Annotated in this window: 16 protein-coding genes; 11 read left to right on the plus strand and 5 right to left on the minus strand. The window is 60.1% G+C overall.

The features are described from left to right. Positions 1 to 454: 454 nt before the first annotated feature. The 8 genes from AC5P8C_RS07070 to AC5P8C_RS07105 all read left to right on the plus strand — a co-directional run bounded on the left by AC5P8C_RS07070 (position 455) and on the right by AC5P8C_RS07105 (position 8,874). Complete coding sequence (locus AC5P8C_RS07070; RefSeq protein WP_495218494.1) at positions 455 to 826, plus strand: hypothetical protein; 372 nt, start codon at positions 455 to 457, stop codon at positions 824 to 826. A 192-nt stretch (positions 827 to 1,018) separates the two neighbouring features. Next, a complete protein-coding gene (locus tag AC5P8C_RS07075; protein WP_495218495.1) occupies positions 1,019 to 2,734 on the plus strand; it encodes a lytic transglycosylase domain-containing protein in 1,716 nt (571 codons plus the stop codon). A 3-nt stretch (positions 2,735 to 2,737) separates the two neighbouring features. After that, complete coding sequence (locus AC5P8C_RS07080) at positions 2,738 to 5,113, plus strand: Sec-independent protein translocase family protein (RefSeq protein WP_495218496.1); 2,376 nt, start codon at positions 2,738 to 2,740, stop codon at positions 5,111 to 5,113. Positions 5,114 to 5,368: 255 nt separating this feature from the next. Beyond that, entirely contained in the window at positions 5,369 to 6,052 is a 684-nt protein-coding gene (locus AC5P8C_RS07085; protein WP_495218497.1) for a hypothetical protein, read from the plus strand. 9 nt (positions 6,053 to 6,061) lie between these two features. Next, entirely contained in the window at positions 6,062 to 6,277 is a 216-nt protein-coding gene (locus AC5P8C_RS07090) for a GAF domain-containing protein (protein ID WP_207049504.1), read from the plus strand. 5 nt (positions 6,278 to 6,282) lie between these two features. Further along, positions 6,283 to 6,576 carry a DUF5681 domain-containing protein gene (locus tag AC5P8C_RS07095; protein ID WP_429621554.1) on the plus strand — a complete coding sequence of 98 codons (294 nt, stop codon included), beginning with the start codon at positions 6,283 to 6,285 and terminating at the stop codon, positions 6,574 to 6,576. Positions 6,577 to 7,901: 1,325 nt separating this feature from the next. Then, entirely contained in the window at positions 7,902 to 8,351 is a 450-nt protein-coding gene (locus AC5P8C_RS07100) for a type II toxin-antitoxin system HicB family antitoxin (protein ID WP_495218498.1), read from the plus strand. Next, positions 8,338 to 8,874, plus strand: a complete 537-nt coding sequence (locus tag AC5P8C_RS07105) for a hypothetical protein (RefSeq protein ID WP_495218499.1) — start codon at positions 8,338 to 8,340, stop codon at positions 8,872 to 8,874. The genes AC5P8C_RS07100 and AC5P8C_RS07105 overlap by 14 nt, the downstream gene beginning before the upstream one ends. 820 nt (positions 8,875 to 9,694) lie before the next feature. On the opposite strand, the gene AC5P8C_RS07110 is transcribed toward AC5P8C_RS07105, so the two are convergent. Beyond that, on the minus strand, positions 9,695 to 9,928 hold the full coding sequence (locus AC5P8C_RS07110; protein WP_495218500.1) for a hypothetical protein: 234 nt from the start codon (positions 9,926 to 9,928) through the stop codon (positions 9,695 to 9,697). Between the two features lie 426 nt (positions 9,929 to 10,354). Here AC5P8C_RS07110 and AC5P8C_RS07115 point away from each other — a divergent pair, with 426 nt between their 5' ends. Beyond that, positions 10,355 to 10,858, plus strand: coding sequence for a hypothetical protein (locus tag AC5P8C_RS07115; RefSeq protein ID WP_495218501.1), 504 nt, complete (start codon positions 10,355 to 10,357; stop codon positions 10,856 to 10,858). A 57-nt stretch (positions 10,859 to 10,915) separates the two neighbouring features. Here AC5P8C_RS07115 and AC5P8C_RS07120 read toward each other — a convergent pair whose 3' ends face one another. Continuing rightward, the gene (locus AC5P8C_RS07120) at positions 10,916 to 11,197 is read right to left on the minus strand and encodes an excisionase family DNA-binding protein (RefSeq protein ID WP_495218628.1); all 282 of its coding nucleotides are present in this window, start codon (positions 11,195 to 11,197) and stop codon (positions 10,916 to 10,918) included. On the opposite strand from AC5P8C_RS07120, the gene AC5P8C_RS07125 reads away from it, so the two are divergent. Further along, positions 11,145 to 11,270 (plus strand): hypothetical protein, encoded by a 126-nt coding sequence (locus AC5P8C_RS07125; protein ID WP_495218633.1) that lies wholly within the window; start codon positions 11,145 to 11,147, stop codon positions 11,268 to 11,270. The two genes, AC5P8C_RS07120 and AC5P8C_RS07125, sit on opposite strands and share 53 nt — an antisense overlap. Here AC5P8C_RS07125 and AC5P8C_RS07130 read toward each other — a convergent pair. Continuing rightward, on the minus strand, positions 11,267 to 12,256 hold the full coding sequence (locus tag AC5P8C_RS07130; RefSeq protein WP_495218502.1) for a tyrosine-type recombinase/integrase: 990 nt from the start codon (positions 12,254 to 12,256) through the stop codon (positions 11,267 to 11,269). The genes AC5P8C_RS07125 and AC5P8C_RS07130 overlap by 4 nt on opposite strands. Before the next feature lie 265 nt (positions 12,257 to 12,521). On the opposite strand from AC5P8C_RS07130, the gene AC5P8C_RS07135 reads away from it, so the two are divergent. Continuing rightward, positions 12,522 to 13,313, plus strand: a complete 792-nt coding sequence (locus AC5P8C_RS07135) for a hypothetical protein (RefSeq protein WP_495218503.1) — start codon at positions 12,522 to 12,524, stop codon at positions 13,311 to 13,313. Between the two features lie 262 nt (positions 13,314 to 13,575). Here the strand turns inward: AC5P8C_RS07135 and AC5P8C_RS07140 are convergent, their stop codons facing one another. Then, positions 13,576 to 14,088 carry a hypothetical protein gene (locus AC5P8C_RS07140; protein WP_155030172.1) on the minus strand — a complete coding sequence of 171 codons (513 nt, stop codon included), beginning with the start codon at positions 14,086 to 14,088 and terminating at the stop codon, positions 13,576 to 13,578. Beyond that, on the minus strand, positions 14,085 to 14,612 hold the full coding sequence (locus AC5P8C_RS07145) for a hypothetical protein (protein ID WP_019660765.1): 528 nt from the start codon (positions 14,610 to 14,612) through the stop codon (positions 14,085 to 14,087). Before AC5P8C_RS07145 ends, AC5P8C_RS07140 begins: the two co-directional genes overlap by 4 nt. Positions 14,613 to 15,287: the final 675 nt, after the last annotated feature.

A 15,287-nucleotide genomic window follows, 5' to 3' on the forward strand; every position in this document is an offset into this window, starting at 1 on the left:
GAACGGTCGAGCTCAGTTCAAAGCTAGCCTAAAGCAGGTACGAGCACCGGAAATTTCAGGGCTGTCAAAGCCCTGGCTGGAAGGATCGATTAACGTGGATCGAGCTTCCAAGGCCCTTGCCGCTGCTTTCGGTTGCGGCCCATGCATGTCATTGCCAGTGCAAGCTACTTGGGTGGAAGTTCTGCCTGATGAAAACGGCTCAGTTGATCCGGCGGTGCTAGCCATTCACACCAGGGGGCGAGTAGTTCAGGACGCTCGGGGATATCTGCCCAAAAGTACGCGGGCACGGACAGCCGCTCTACGCTCCTTCAGAGCTGAAGACCGGCAAGCAGCTGAGGACTTCGATCGAGTTGCGAACATGCGTGCGGACGCGTGCGCCACGCGTGTTCGACGCGTGCGGCGCTGGGAGAACCACCGCTTTGCCGGAGCGTTGGTCATCCCAACTGTGAGGCCGGTGAAACCAGTGCTGCTGGCCTTGTCCGACGCTTCGCTTGATGGCCCGCTTGAGGCATGGCTGATGGTCTACGCGGCACAGAGGATGGAGCTATGGCCCAAGGTTGAGCTCTATCTGACCGTAATGGGACATACAGCCGAAGTGGCAAGGGCGGCGGCGGCCAAGCTTCTCGGCGTCGGGCGTAGCTACAAGGACGGCGCGCGTAGTTCTGGAGTGCGAGAGGCTACCTATCGGAATCAAGTGTCGACCGTCGAAGCCATTCTCTGGGACTGGCTTGAACGGGCCAGCTATGCCCTGCTGGAGGAGCTCGGAGAGAGCACAGGATGGGATGTAGGCGTGGGAAGGATCTTGAATGTGACGGCGCATGGGTAACCAGTAAACCCAGCCCTTTCCCCTGGGTTCTTCATCCCAAGCGAATTTGCCCGGGAGCGATTTACACCCGCCAAACGCCATAAGTAATAGGGGCTCTACTACCCAAGGGCGGGCTCCTGGGCGGCGTCATCTATTGGTGGCGCCGCCCACTCCCATCCGGCGTATGAGACGCCCCAGAAGCACAGGAAGCAAATGAACTCCTACATTCACAATTTCTTCGGCAGGGTCACGCCGAGATGGCAGGGCCTGTCCGAGAAGGACCAAGGCGCGGTTGCTCGCCAGAGCCTGCTATCCGCTGGACTTGCCATGCTCCGGCCGACCGGAGGCAACTTTGGCGCCGCATTGGCAAACGGCATTCAAGGTGGGCTTCTCTCAGCCAATCAAGGCGTGAGCGATGCCGAGAACGCCCGCTACAAGGACGAAATCCTCGCTCGGACTCGCCAGGGCATGCTGCGGAACGCGGCTATTGAAGAGGCTCAGCGAGGCGTACTTAACCCTGACGGATCGCTCAATGAGGGCTCATGGAGTCAGTGGGCAAGTGTCGACCCCGTTGGCGCCCAGGAGTTCCGGCAGAAGGTGAGTCCGAAGGCGAAATGGGAGCCGGGCCAGATCGGCTACCGCGACCCGAAGACGGGTAAGGAGGGGTTGCTGGATGTCATCCGCAACACCGAAACCCAAGAGTATCGGGATCTCCAAGGCAACATCATCAGTGAAGGCCTGCTTGGCTCAGGAGCCGCTGCACCGCAGTTGCCGAGTGCAGGCCTTCTGTCGCGGGATGCAGCGCGGCTGCAAATGCCCAGCGGGGGACTGCTGGGTTCCGACCTCATTCCAGGCTTGGAGCAGGCGGTGATGCAGGTTGAGTCGGGCGGCAACCCGGCTGCCGTTTCGAGCAAGGGCGCGGTAGGCACCATGCAGACCATGCCTGGCACGTTGCGCGATCCGGGGTATGGCGTCGTTCCCGCCCGCGATCAGTCCCCAGCAGAGCAGGAGCGTGTGGGAAAGGACTATCTTGGCGCGATGCTGCGCCAGTACGCAGACCCACGTGCTGCGCTCGCTGCGTACAACTGGGGGCCGGGCAATGTCGACAATGCCCTGCGCGCAGCCGGTGGCAACGTGGACGCCATGCTTGCATCTGCTCCGGCAGAAACGCGTGCCTACGTCCCGAAGGTGCTTGCGCAGGCAGGCCAGGCGAGGCCGACGAGAACTGCTGGTCTGGAGGTTGGTTTCAGACCCGATCGTTCGGCTCGTCAGGCGGAGCGTCAAGCTCCGTCCGGCTACCGCTTTAGTGCCGATGGCTCGCAGCTAGAAGCTATCCCTGGCGGACCCGCAGACCGAAAGAACAATCCTGCCCCGGGGGATCTTGCTCAGGCGGAGCAAGCGCTGCGGAAAGAGTTCATCGCTCAGATTAAGGTCCCTCAGACGGTGGTCAACTCTTACGAGCAGATCGCGCAGGCCGCGAAGAATCCGTCTGCACAGAACGATCTAGCTTTGATCTTTTCTTACATGCGCATGCTTGATCCCACCTCGGTGGTTCGTGAGGGCGAGTTCGCGAATGCTCAGAACGCTGCTGGTGTTCCGGACCGCATCCGCAACGAGTACAACAGGCTCCGAGATGGTCAGCGGCTGAACCCTGAGCAGCGAACTGGCTTTGTTAACTCCGCCAAGGGGCTGCACGACCAGGCAAAGTCTCAGATCGACGCCTATCGAGAGCAGTACTCGGGCTTGGCACGGGAATACAACTACGCGCCGGAGCGTGTAGTGGGTAGGTCCACTGCATCTGGTGGTGCATCAAGACGTGGGGCCTCCGCAGTTCCCCCAGCGGCGGTGGATTTCCTTCGGAAGAACCCCAACATGCGTGCCGCCTTCGAGCAGAAGTACGGTGTCAGCGCAGATGACTACCTGAGGTAGCCAATGGAAAGAAATCCATTTGATCAGTTTGATGCCCCATCGGGTGCTTCTTCGACCGGGCAGAACGTCTTTGACCAGTTCGACCAGCCCGATGAGATCGTGACGCTCCCTGCCGTACAGGCCGCCAAACCCGATTTCAGCGAGGTAGCGTCCAGCTGGGATAGCACCGCCGAGTTGCCAGGCAACGCCCTAGGCCGGTGGCTGGGCCAGTATGGCGGGCGCCAAGTCCTTCAAGGCGCTGGCGGCCTTCTCGGTGCCGTTGGCGGCGACGCTTTCAATCACTATGTCGTGGACCCGATTCGGCGCCGCCTGCACCGACCTACGGAAGAGGACATCGCTACGGGGCGGGACAGCTTCGTTCCGACTGCCCCGTATCGCCAGGTCGGCGAGCAGATTGCGGATGAGTTGGGCATGCAGCGGCCCCAGACAAAGGCGCAGCGCATTGTTTCAGACATCGGCGAAGGGCTGACTGGCACCGCACTCACCTTGGGTGCAGGCTCAGCGGCTAGCGGTGGCAGAGGACTTGTCCAGACTGCCGGCGAGTTCTTTGCCGCAAATCCTGTCCTGCAGACCGCTGCCACTGTGGCAGGTACCGGTGCAAGCTCAGCTGTTCGTGAGGCGGGTGGTGGTACTGGTGCACAGGTAGCTGCTGGGCTGGCTGGTGGCTTCGCTCCAGGCGTCGCCTCAGCGCTTCCCGGCATGCGTAGCGGCTTCGTTCCTCAGGCTGTCGCGGATGCTACCCGTGGAGCGCTGAGGGGCCGCAATGCTTCGGGCGAGCGCGTGACCGCTCAGGACGTGGAACGGGCGATTTCCGATTTCGCGGCAGCAGGGACTTCACCGAGTGTGGGCCAGGCAACGGGCGGGCGATTTGCCCAGGCTACAGAGACCATGTTGGGCAACGTTGCTGGCGGCTCTAGTCCGATTGCGCGTCTTGCGCGCAACCAGGCGGATAACGCCAACGCGGCGATTGGTCAGTACGCGGCGGAACTCTCTCCACGTGGCCGAGCCATGAGTCCAGAGCAAGCAGGACGTACCATCCTAGAAGGAATTGGGGGGAAGAGCGCTGCCGCCTTCGTCCCCAAGACGGCAAAAAGGGCGGAGGAGCTTTACGGTCGAGTCTCGAAGCAAATTGCACCGGATGCACGGGTGCCTGTGGAGAACACGCAGAGGGCGCTTGCCGATCTGAACGCCTCCATTGAAGGAGCCCCCAACGTTGCGCGCCTATTCCAGAACGCTCGCATTCGAGGAATCGGCGGTGCATTGGACGAGGACATCAGCGGGATGGAGGCAGCACTGCAGCGCCCGGATGTACAGCGCCAAGCAGAGCAGCTGAAACAGCAGCTTGAAGATCAGGCGCAGCGGGCAGCTGCGGAGAACACGCGCCTTCAGTCACTAGGGATGCGCGGCGTCCTTCCCGTTCTGACGCCTCAGCAGATCGACGAGCAGGTTGTGACCGCCATATCTGGAATGGCCGACAACCAACTGCCGTATCAGGCGCTTACCAAGCTTCGCACGCTGGTTGGGCGGGAGCTTGATAACTACTCCTTGGCTGACAGCGTTCCCAGGGACATGTGGAAGACGCTCTATGGGGCGCTTACGAAGGATATGGAGGCCGCCGCCACGACACCCGAGGCGCGGCAGGCTTGGAGTCGGGCAAATACCTATTACGCGGCGCGTAGCAAACGAATCGACGCCGTGGCGCATGTGGTGGATAAGAGCGGCGGACCGGAGGCTGTTTACAAGGCGGCGTTTGGCAACACCCGAGAGGGTGCGACCACGTTGCGAGCGGTGATGCAGTCGTTGCCAAAGGACGCCCAGCGTGAAGTATCGGCGTCCTTCATTCGCCGGATGGGTCGGGCCACCGGCAGTCAGCAGAATGCGGACAGTGACGTCTTCAGTATGGAGACCTTCCTCACCAACTGGGCGAACATGAGCCCTGAGGCAAAGCGGGTGTTGTTTGACCGGCATGGCCTCGGCTTCCGGCAGGACATGGACAGGATCGCCAGGATGACGGATCGGATTCGGCAGGGAAGTTCGGTGTTCCGCAATCCCTCAGGATCCGCTCGCCTGATCTCCCTGATAACTCAGTCGGCTGGTACTGCGAGCAGTGCCGGTAGCGCATTGGTGGCGGGTAGTCCGCTGCTGGCTGCGGGGATTGTCTCAGGCTCGATGGCGCTGGCTGGTGGCTTGAATGGATTGGCCCACCTTATGACCAGCCCTGGCTTCGTCCGCTGGGTTGCGCAGAACGGCGAGAAGCCAATTGGTGAGCTGATACCGCAAGCGCGTTTGCTGCGGGAAATTGCAGAGCGGGAAGACAACCCGGATCTGGATGCGTTTGCAGATCGGCTTGAGGCTACGAGGCCACAGCGAAGCCCGTAAAGGCGAGCACTACCAAGCCCGCCAGTAGAACGGGGACTGCGATCAGCAAGCTGGCAAAGGCAAGGCCGTATAGGCCGCCCCTCCGCCCATCAGAAACTCGGTCGCTTTCCAGCGGCTGTGGCAGGGGATAGCTCGTCTTTTTCCAGGCGTCCATTTCCCGTCCATCGGAGAGGTGTGGGGTCAGGATACACCTGGCCACGCTACTCAAACACTTAAGAAAATGAATGGGCACAGCAGGTGCCCAAGGGGTATGTGATGACAGGTTCAAGAGTTCCGGCGTTCTTCGTTGGGGCGCGCAATCGCTTCGTTAACGGGGCGGTGCCGGGAAGCGTCTTTGACGCACGGGGCAACTACATGGGCAACGGCGGCAGGGCGGCCATCGCCACCGGCCTCAAGTGGCTCGCAAACGCGTTTGTTCCCGGAACCGGTTTGCTGGTGGACCGAGGGTTATCCGGCTGGGTGAACCGAGGGGCTGACTACGGTATCGGTGGCCCAGTTATGGAGCAGGTTGATATCCCGGGTGCTCCCTCGTCGAGCCGAGCATTCACTGCGCCCACGCCTTCGCAAATGACAACGCAGAACCTGGGCCTGGGCACCCAGCGCCCAGGCGGCAGCTGGTACGGCTACGCAGGTGGAGCTGGCTCTATGGGCAGCTTCGGCAACAACCAGCTGGGCAATGGCATGGCAAGCGTTGGGCACTGGTCTCCACAGAGCGTGTGGGGCCAGTCCATCGCGGCCAATCAAGGGTCGAACCTGAATTTCGGGAACATGTCGCCAGGCGCGATGGCAACCGGGAATGGCGGCACAGGCCGGGGCGGAGCAGTAGCCAACCGAGGGATGCAGACGGGCAGCTTCAGCCCAAGCAGCGGTATGGGCCCTGGCGGAGCGCGCGGCTCGTTCTTGGAAAAGATCAACCGTCGTGGTTTGAACATCAACTGAGGACTCGCCATGACTTCTTCCCTGTCACCCGCAGCGGTAAAGGGCATCGCCGCAGTGATGCTGCGAGCTAACGCGGGTCAACGTGTCTATCTGGGCGAACTGGACATCACCGAGATGGCAGCGGGGTTCCTCGGGCGACATGTCGAGGAGGTGGGCTTGGATGTTGCGAACAAGGCCTTCCGTAGGCATGGACTCACATTGGTAACAACTGAAAACAATAGGTGAAGGCAATGGCATTCAAGCCAGGACAATCGGGCAACCCGAGTGGCCGGCCCAAAGTGGATTTTGAGGTTCGACAACTGGCGCGAGAGTACGGCCGGGAGGCCATTGAGAAGCTGGTGGCGATCATGAGGGGCGATAACGCGGCCCTCGCCAAGGCGGCCAGTGAGGCGCTGCTGGATCGCGGCTATGGCAAGCCAGTCCAGTCGGTAGGGATAGACCCGGATTCGGAGCCGGTCCGAGCCATAACGGTGCAACTTGTACCCATGACAGCTGACAATGAGCCGGAGGGCGCTCGTGGCTGATGACCGAGAGGCAATCTCTACTTTAGAAGCGGACAGCTCCCAAGAGTCCTGGGACGGTGTGACCTATGTTGTCTTCGCTGCCGAAAGGCAATGTCTGCCGGAGGACTTCGAGGGCAGGACGCAGGTAGCTACCGCTGTCATTGGAGCCCCCTGGAGGGCGTACGACCTACACGATGGGCTATGCCCCGTCCTGAGCGGTGGCAACTGCCAATGCGGGCTGGTCAGCTACTTCAGCAATGGACGGTGGATCGCCGGGGTGGACATGTTCCATTCGATCCAGGACATCTTCCCACTGCACTAGCCTTACTTCCGCGTCTCCTTGCAGACGTACATGTCCCACTCCTTCTCGTACCGGCAGCCAACGCCGCATTCATAGCTCCCGAGGTCGTCGGATGGGTTTTCAGCGGCCGATTGCCTGAGTGCGCTAATGGAGGCGCGTTGGCATTGTTCGAATGACTCGTAATGACCGTAGATAGCCTTGGAGGCGTCTTCAGCGGCCAAGGGCATTCCAGGAGGGTAGACGAAGGCGGTCCAAGTCTCTGGCTGTTTGGCGCAGCCCCCAAAGAGGACGAGGGCGGCTACAGCAGCGAATGGCACTCTAAGCATGGCCGGATCCTTGGCGTTCAGGGGGAAGCATATTGGCACCCGCAACGGGGCATTGCTCACGCCTGGACGCAGCGCTCGGGCAGGCGGCCCTGCAGATTGCTCGGTTGCAGCTGCCTCCGCCCAGCCACTGAGCGGGCTTGAAGAGGGGACTTCCCTTCATGTGGAGCTCGCCAGCCGTCCTCTGGTTGGATTGGGGTACCTGCCTTCTAAGTCGGCGTTACAGGGTCGATTGCCTGGTAGGTGCGTCATTTAAATCAATGACTTACCCGAAACTTCTTTGACCACACCACGTGGCTCCGGAAGTGCCTCCGGGCTACTCGCTCCATCTTGCCTCTGGAGCAGAACAGAGGGTGAACGAGTGTTAACATCCTGTGGAAGGCTGAACCTCGATTACCAATCGGTGAATTGCAACTACGGAATAGTTGCAAGTGGGTGGGGGGGGCCATACGATAGGACTCGGCAATGTCAAAGCTTCAGAAGAGGCTGGATCGTCTCAACAGCTGTCCAAGGGACTATGAATGGGATGAACTCTGCGTTCTGCTAAAGGGATTTGGCTTCAAGAAGGTGCCCGGCGCTGGTTCGGGATACAGCTTCACGCATCCTGACAATGCAGCGCACGTAATTTGTCTCCATAAGCCACATGGCCGGAACCCACCGACCATGCTTGAGGTCTATGTGAGGCGCGTCAGGGATCGACTCAAGGAATGGGGATACCTAGAATGAATCTGCTGAAATACAAGACCTATAGCGCAAAGATTGAATACTCGGATGCTGATGAGCTGCTCGTTGGTGAAGTTTGCGATATCGACGCTTTGATCCTCTTCTCCGCTGCTTCGGTTCCGGAGCTCAAGGTCGAGTTTGAGCGCGCTGTCGATCAGTACCTGGCCGATTGCGCGGCTCGAAATGTCGAGGCAGACAAGCCATACAGTGGTACGTTTAACGTGCGGGTAGGTGGAGAATTGCATCGGAAGGCTGCGACGATCGCACGTACTTGGGGAGTGTCGCTGAACCAGGTCATGTGCTCTGCTATCGAGCAGATTGTTGATCGTCATTGCCATCAGCCAGCAGTGACGCAGGCGAAACAAGTCGAGCAGACGTTGGGATTCGCTGGATACAACGAACGGCTCCAGCGCGCGCCGGCTAGCAGGCCCGTTTATGACTACCACTGATCCGTTGCAGGCTTTTGAGAGCTTCTTGATGGTGGGCGCACGATTCTCACGTATCACGGTCGATGAGCGGAAGGTCAGTGGTACTGCGGGGAAGTACCAAATCGCAGTGAGCATCGAGGGACATGAGCCAACTCTGTCCTCGCACACCTACGGAGATCGACCTGTCATAGAGCAAGTTGTTTCCGCCAGCGCAGTTGTAAAGGGCGATGAGCAAAGCCCGGACGCGCCGCATGTGTTCTATGTCGAGTGTACGGCTGGATTTGTGGGTGTTGAGAAGGCGTCAGATGGCAACCTTGTGCTGTTTAAGGCCGCAGAGGCGCAATTCGCGCGAGCGTTGTATTGGCTTGTCCGCGAGCGAATCCAGTCCGTTTTCTCCGTGACCATGCTGCAAGCGCACCGTCAGCTCCCTTGGGATCTCCTTGAGAATCAAATCGCCCCTTCGACCCCTTCGAAGAAGAGTGCAACAAAGAAGGCGGTGAAGAAGGCTATTGGCAAGAAGGCGGTAGCCAGGACAAAGGCTTAGTATTCCTTTGATTGGCTGCGCCTTTGGCTGGGCCCCGCGATTGCGGGGCCTTCCTTATTTGAGATTGCTTCCCGATTCGTCCACTAGCGGCAGCGAATGATCGTAGACGTGTATCATCGCGTCTGTCTTGTGCCCGCTGGCTTCCTCGTTGTCGCCCTTGGTATCGGTCACGCCGCGACGCTTCAGGCTGTGAAGGTGGAAAGCTCGTCCATGCTAGTGAACCCCGCCCGTCACTACACTACCTGTGACGTTAGGGCGAACGCGCCCAATTTATGGCGCCTCGAGCAATGCTCGACTGACTTCCAATGCGTTCGTCATGCTAGGGCGATGCGTTCGCAATGCGTTCGCATGGATTTCGGATGTACCAGGACTGCCTTTAGTCCTGCCACGCCTTAGTTACCAAGACAACAGCAGGCGTAGTGAAAGGGCGCACAAGTTTCCGTCGTCTACGCCGATATTGCTCCAGATATCCAAACAATGGAGCGGAGAACATGGACGATCAGATGATCTGCCCGATGTGCATGGGATACGTGCCGCGCGGTGCGATAGTCTGCCGAGGGTGTAAGGCCCGCATTGAGTACGGCAGTCCCGGATGGGCTTCTTCGTTGGTCTTGATTTGTTCCATTTCCTTCGGAATCTGGTCGGGCGCCGTCCTGGTATGGTGGATTGGCCTAGTCGGCGGCTTGCTCCTGTTCGGACTTGGCTCTGCTGGGCTCACGCACCTGTTTCGCAACCGGGTCGTCTTCCATCTCCGGTACTGAGTACGGTCTGAGGTGCCTGAGAGAAGTCGATCTAGTGACCGATAGGCGCATTGGCCCCGTCAGATGTCATCAGGATCATAGGGCTCAAGATGCGGCGTTGCTCCGGCTAGGCCGAGCGCCTCATTGAGCGCGTCCATAGTCGTCCAGATCCCGCCGCTTCCGTCATATAGGAAGCGGATCCCGCATCCGTTGGCCCATCGGATCACGGTGGCAAGCCTAGGCTTCTTGCCTGGCTGGCAGAGTTCCTGCAGATCGCGGAACTGAAGGATCGCTTGTTCAAAGTGATAGCTCATCTGGCCGGGAACGTGCGCCCTTCCTTCAGGCATTGGGACAGTCTCTTCTCAAGCGCGGAAGAGTCGTTCTGAAGCGCCTCCAGTCCTGTGCAAGCGCGCCGATTGTGGAACTCAAGGTGGAAATGGAGGTACATTCCGCCAACCACCAGGGACAGGAGTATAGACAGGGAAATCGGCAGCCACATTGGCAACTCGATGTCTAGAATGTCCAGCATGGCTCCTCGCAGGCTTGTTTCGTTGTAGCCGTACCGTCTCAGACGCCGCTGATAGCCGCCAGTCAGGACAATCCTGACGTCACTCTTGGGCCGATGGCTGCTCAACCCGGGGGCGCGTGAGCAGCGCCGCGCCGGCACTCAGTCCGAACGGTTCAGATGGTGAACGATTCTTGTCGCAGCCTTTGCGACCGCCGGCCGTATCCTTCAGGCCATGTATTCCTCCCACGGCTTTCGCACCGCCCCGATCCCCTCTGGCTGGGTCCAGACCGGTGAGCGCTGGGCGCTCTGGTACAACGGCCGCGAGACGGCCAGCGTCACACCCGATGGCGGTCTTGGGATCCGGCTATGGATGGAAGGCCAGAAGATGTGGCAGGTGAAGGAAGTACGCGCGGCCAGCGTGCGGCAGGCCAAGCGCTACGCCGAGCGCTGGTGCGCGGCCAGGCTCTATCCCGATCTGCCCCTGCGCCAGGCGGTTGCCCAGCTGACCGACAGCACCCCGATCCAGCCCGAGCCGCCGCTGCCCGGCCTGCCGCCGACCCGTGAGCAGCAGCAACAGACCCGGTGTCTGGCCGAGGCCGGGACTGTGGAACTGGCGCGAATCAAGGAAGCGCTGGAACCACGCCGACCGCCGAAGGAGACCAAGCCCAGGGCGAGGGATCCCATGAAGGCGTGGGTCAGGGCAGGTAGAGAGCAGCTGTCCCGCGCTCGAATCTGATCCCCCGTTCAGGCGGGGCGATTGCCGGACCTCGCTGGCGTTGCAGCCCCTCTTTGCTTAGCGTCGGCGGGGCGCCGTCTTGCCATTAGCACCGATTCCCAGGCTCTTCTCGAGTCTCGCCTCCGCCGTATCGAGTGGTGGCGGGCGAATATCACGTATAGATATTTTTGGAGCTGCTACAGGTCGCAGGCGGCATTGGTTCCACCAAGCCTCCAAGTCTTCTCTATGGATGCGATCCGACCTGGCGCTTTGCCCGAGTCTCACAGCGGCAAGCTGCCCGCCATCAATGGCTCTGCGTAAGGTTCTGGTTGAGCAGGCTGAAAGCTCTGCTGCCTTCATCAAGGTCAGCAGCTTGTTGCTCGATTCCATTGCAGCAGCTCCTTCTGATTCGCTGGACATTCTTGGTGGCTAGAAGCTCAAAGTAGCCACGGCTGCGGCATCTCCATCCGAAGCAAGATGCGCGTAGTATTTTTCTGTCGTGGCGTAATCAGCGTGCCCGGCAAGGATCTGCACTCGGCGCAACGGCACGCCAGCCATGACCATGTGCGCACAGAAGGTGTGCCGTAGGCGATGTAGGTGGCCGCCAATTCCTGCTTTGTCTGCATCGGCCCGGAACCAATCAGAGACTGTGTCCTTGTGGACGCTTACCAGCGGATCGGGAAGGGTGGTTAGAGCTGCAGCGGCATGGGCGTTCAATGGCACCTCTCGCCACTTCCCCGACTTCGTGCGTCCGTCGCCGTCCTCGTCCGGGTCACTCTCGACCAGTAGGCGACCGGCTACCACGTTCTCGTGCCTCAGGTGCATCAGCTCGCCGCGCCGGATCCCGGTGTGGGCCATGAACCGCCACAGATTCGCTCGGGCGGCATTGGCCGCATAGAGCTGCTGCATGGCATCGGCTGTATAAAACCGGACGGCGACGCTCCGCACCCCTCTTGGCGCCTGGATCCCCTCAAACGGGTTCGCATCCAGTTCCTTCCACTGCACCCCGCACCTTAGCGCGGCCTGCAGGCGCCGAACCTCCTTCCCGACTGTCTCCGGCGCCATCTTGTCCTTCACTAGGCGCTGGGTCTTGTACGCCTCCAGCTCAATGGGGCGCAGGGTGTCTATTGGGCGATGGCCCAGACTGTCTAGGATGATTCGCAGCTCGCTTTGGGCCTTGCCATGCGTGGTCGGATGCTCTGCCTTGTACCAGTCCAGCCACACGCCCAGGAAGTCGCGTAGCAGTGGCGCCCGGGAGATGATCCGGACGCCGTGCCTCAGCTCCGCTTCACGCGCTGATCGTATCTCCTCAGCTTCGCGAGGGCTGACAGGACCGATGGATGGGCGGAATCTCTTACCGCCATCGCGCCAGTTGAGGTAGGCGACCCCGTCCCGCCAGTAGATTGTGACCTTGACCATTTCCCGTTCTGTAGCACAACCTGGCAACGATGGACATCTCCCAGGCTTGTTCCCCCCCTGCCCGCGCGGAGCAATCGACGTGTTTCGAGACCAACCGAATGTCCCCCTTGTCGAGTCATGTAATGTGCGGTCTTTGATACGGCGATTTTGGAATGGAGAGCGGACGGTGAGCGAGGATGGGAAGAAGGTCCGGCCGGTTAGGAATTGGCGAATTGGGGCAATTTTAGTCTCTGCCGTAGCGATAACTTCAGTGGTGATCAGGGGCTTGTTCCCCAGCCTCATCAAGTTGGATGCCATATCAGTGGCGCTCATTGTGATCGCTCTATTGCCGTGGATGCGCTCGGTGATCAAGTCGATTGAGCTGCCCGGAATTGGTAAGATTGAGATGCGAGAGATCGATAGGATCGCGCAGGACGCGCGAGCCGCTGGCATGGCGGGCGACACCGAATCCAGCGGTGCGCACAGAGAGGGGGGGACTTCGGGAAAAACTGCTGAATCCGTGCATTCTTACACTCGCAGAGCGTCTGAGCAGGCATCAGCTTGGCAATCGTCAAGCGATGGTGATCACTGGGCTCAGAGTGGGCCTGACGGTATGGCCGCCTCAGTGCCGGCTACTGTCGGAGATTTCCAAAGGTTTCAGAAGATGCACGCTTCAGATGATCCGACTTCACGCGCCTCATTTGTGCTGAAGAGGAGCAGAGTACGAGCAAACGAGCTAGGAGCTTCGGGCCTTAGCGCTGTGCGTATTCAAATGGCAGACATGAGGAGTGCCATCGAAGCGAAGCTCGCAGAGCTTGGTTACTTCCATAAGATCGTCTCTTGGTCGGGCGCTGCTCAGATGGTGTCTGAACTGAGGAGTGAAGGCGCTATCGATAGGATGCAAAGCAATACGTTGCTGTCCGTATTGGATGTAATAGACCGCGTCTTGGAGGGAGAAGAGATGACCATTCCAGCCGCAATGAAAGCAATCGATTTGGCGGGGGACGTCTTAGAGACACTGGATGCAATGATCAAGGCCGAAGTCGACGCCATCGAACCCGAAGACCCGTACGACTAGGTCATGGCGAAGCATTAGGACTTGGCGCACCACGAGCAAGGCATGTAGCCTCACTTTTGTGAGTCAATTTGCGAGTCAGATCCCCACGAGTTATCGATATTATTGTTATTATTCAGTGGCTTGGATTGCAAATTCGGTTGCTGGTGGGCCACCAATTGAACGTCCAGCAAAGTCCAGTGACGACGCCCCGATGGCGTCTGGCTGGTGCGTCAGGGGCGCCAAGGGCAGCACCTTGCGGCGATGCCCTTTCATTGTGGTGCCCTCAGGATCGTGGCAGATTCTCGATAGGACCAACGCGACCGGGCGGCGGCGGCTGACAGTTGCCGAAGCACCCGCCACCACCGGGGAACCAGCCGCCGATCCCGCCACCACCGCCAGTGCTGCCACCACCACCACCGCCAGACGGGGGTGTCGAGGCGAAGCTGTCCTCGGTGCCGCCTGACTCTTCTGCCGACTTCCCGCACGGCTTGCTGACGGTGATCATGCTTGAGCCGGTCATCATCATGATTTTTGTTTTGTACATGACGTTGCCGACGAAGGACGTGTTGCGCCATGCATCCGCACCGAACGTCCTTTCAGCGGTCTCATCCAGCTTCTTCAGGAATGCCCGGTTGGGCGCATCTGCGGATGAGGCACCGGCTTGCTTGGCCGCCGCGATATCCTTCAGGTCGACCGATATCGAGAACGGGAGCATTGGAAGAACGGTGCAGGCCAGAGCAACACCGGTAACGGTGAAAGCAGCGGTGGCCAGGACGAATTTACTTGCAGGTTTCATTGCCATCCTTGCGAGTTGTCAACGGGGAACGGGCGGTAATCGGGAACGAACGGGACGCCGGTTCGTTCCTGGTAGAGCTGGTTGAATGTGGCATTCAGACGAAGCGCTTCGGCCTCCCCCTGCATCCGCTCTTCGATAGTGAGCGGTGCAGAGAACATGATTTCCCTGCCAAGCGCGGCGGAAGGGTCTGCGCGCATCTCCAGGACGCGCGAAACCGCGTATGCGTTGATGTTTCCGGCTCGACCGGTGGATGCGAAATGAGTCGCAAGCAGTTGCAGTGCAAAGTAGTTGCCGTCCACTGCGGACGACATCATCCGGTCCAAGGCGGTTCGATCGGGCAGCTTTCGCGAGTCCAGCATGGTGCGCGCAAGCTTGTCGCCGCCGTGGGCGGCTTGTTCCAGCAACGCATCGGGCGCGCTGGAATAGGAAGCCCACTGCGCGGTATTCGGATAGCCATGTTCATCCAGCCAGCGTTGCTCCTCGCGGCTACGCCCATCAAATGGATCATCGTCCTTGGGTTCCATTCCATCGCGATTCTGCGGAACACCAGGAAACAGCATGCTCGTGCTGTTGGCAGGCCGTAACGCGGGTGACGCAGCCGAGGGTGTCGGCGCAGAAGGATCCTTGCGCTGCCCGCCCGCCTGTTCAACGTTCGGTGCCGTTTGCGAGGACTGTGGCGTGGGGCGAAGGAGGAGAAGGGCCGCCACCGCTCCCGTGGCGAGTACGGCAACGACGAGTGCTGCAGCGAATTTCTGCGATGAACTTCTGTATTCCATGAGGGTGGTGCAGTTTCCTTGCGATTAACACTGGGTCGGGTAGGCGACGCAACAACGTTGGAGCTGCTCGCGCAACTGAAACGGAGTGCATGCAAGTCCCCAGAGATGGACTCGATCGTCTTGTGCACATCTGCATCGCCCGCAGAGAACGGAAAAGTGGTGCAGCCTCCCCCGGTCCGCCTTGGTTCGTATTCAGTCCTTGTTTACGTTCTGGTCCGTCACGCGCTTCGGACCCGGTGCCGGGCGACCCGTTGCACATCACCGACGACTGGTCACGACCAGAGCTCCGGGCACCGCCACAGGCCTATTGGAGCGAGTGCCGCGCCTTTGTTGCGGCGAAGGGAATCCGCCTGCCGCTCTCTCCGGGCTGAGGCCTGCGCAGCCGGCGAAGGTGCAGCACTGTCGATCACCGCACTCTGTGCC

The organism is Stenotrophomonas sp. YJH_SMC_46 (genome assembly GCF_059370315.1).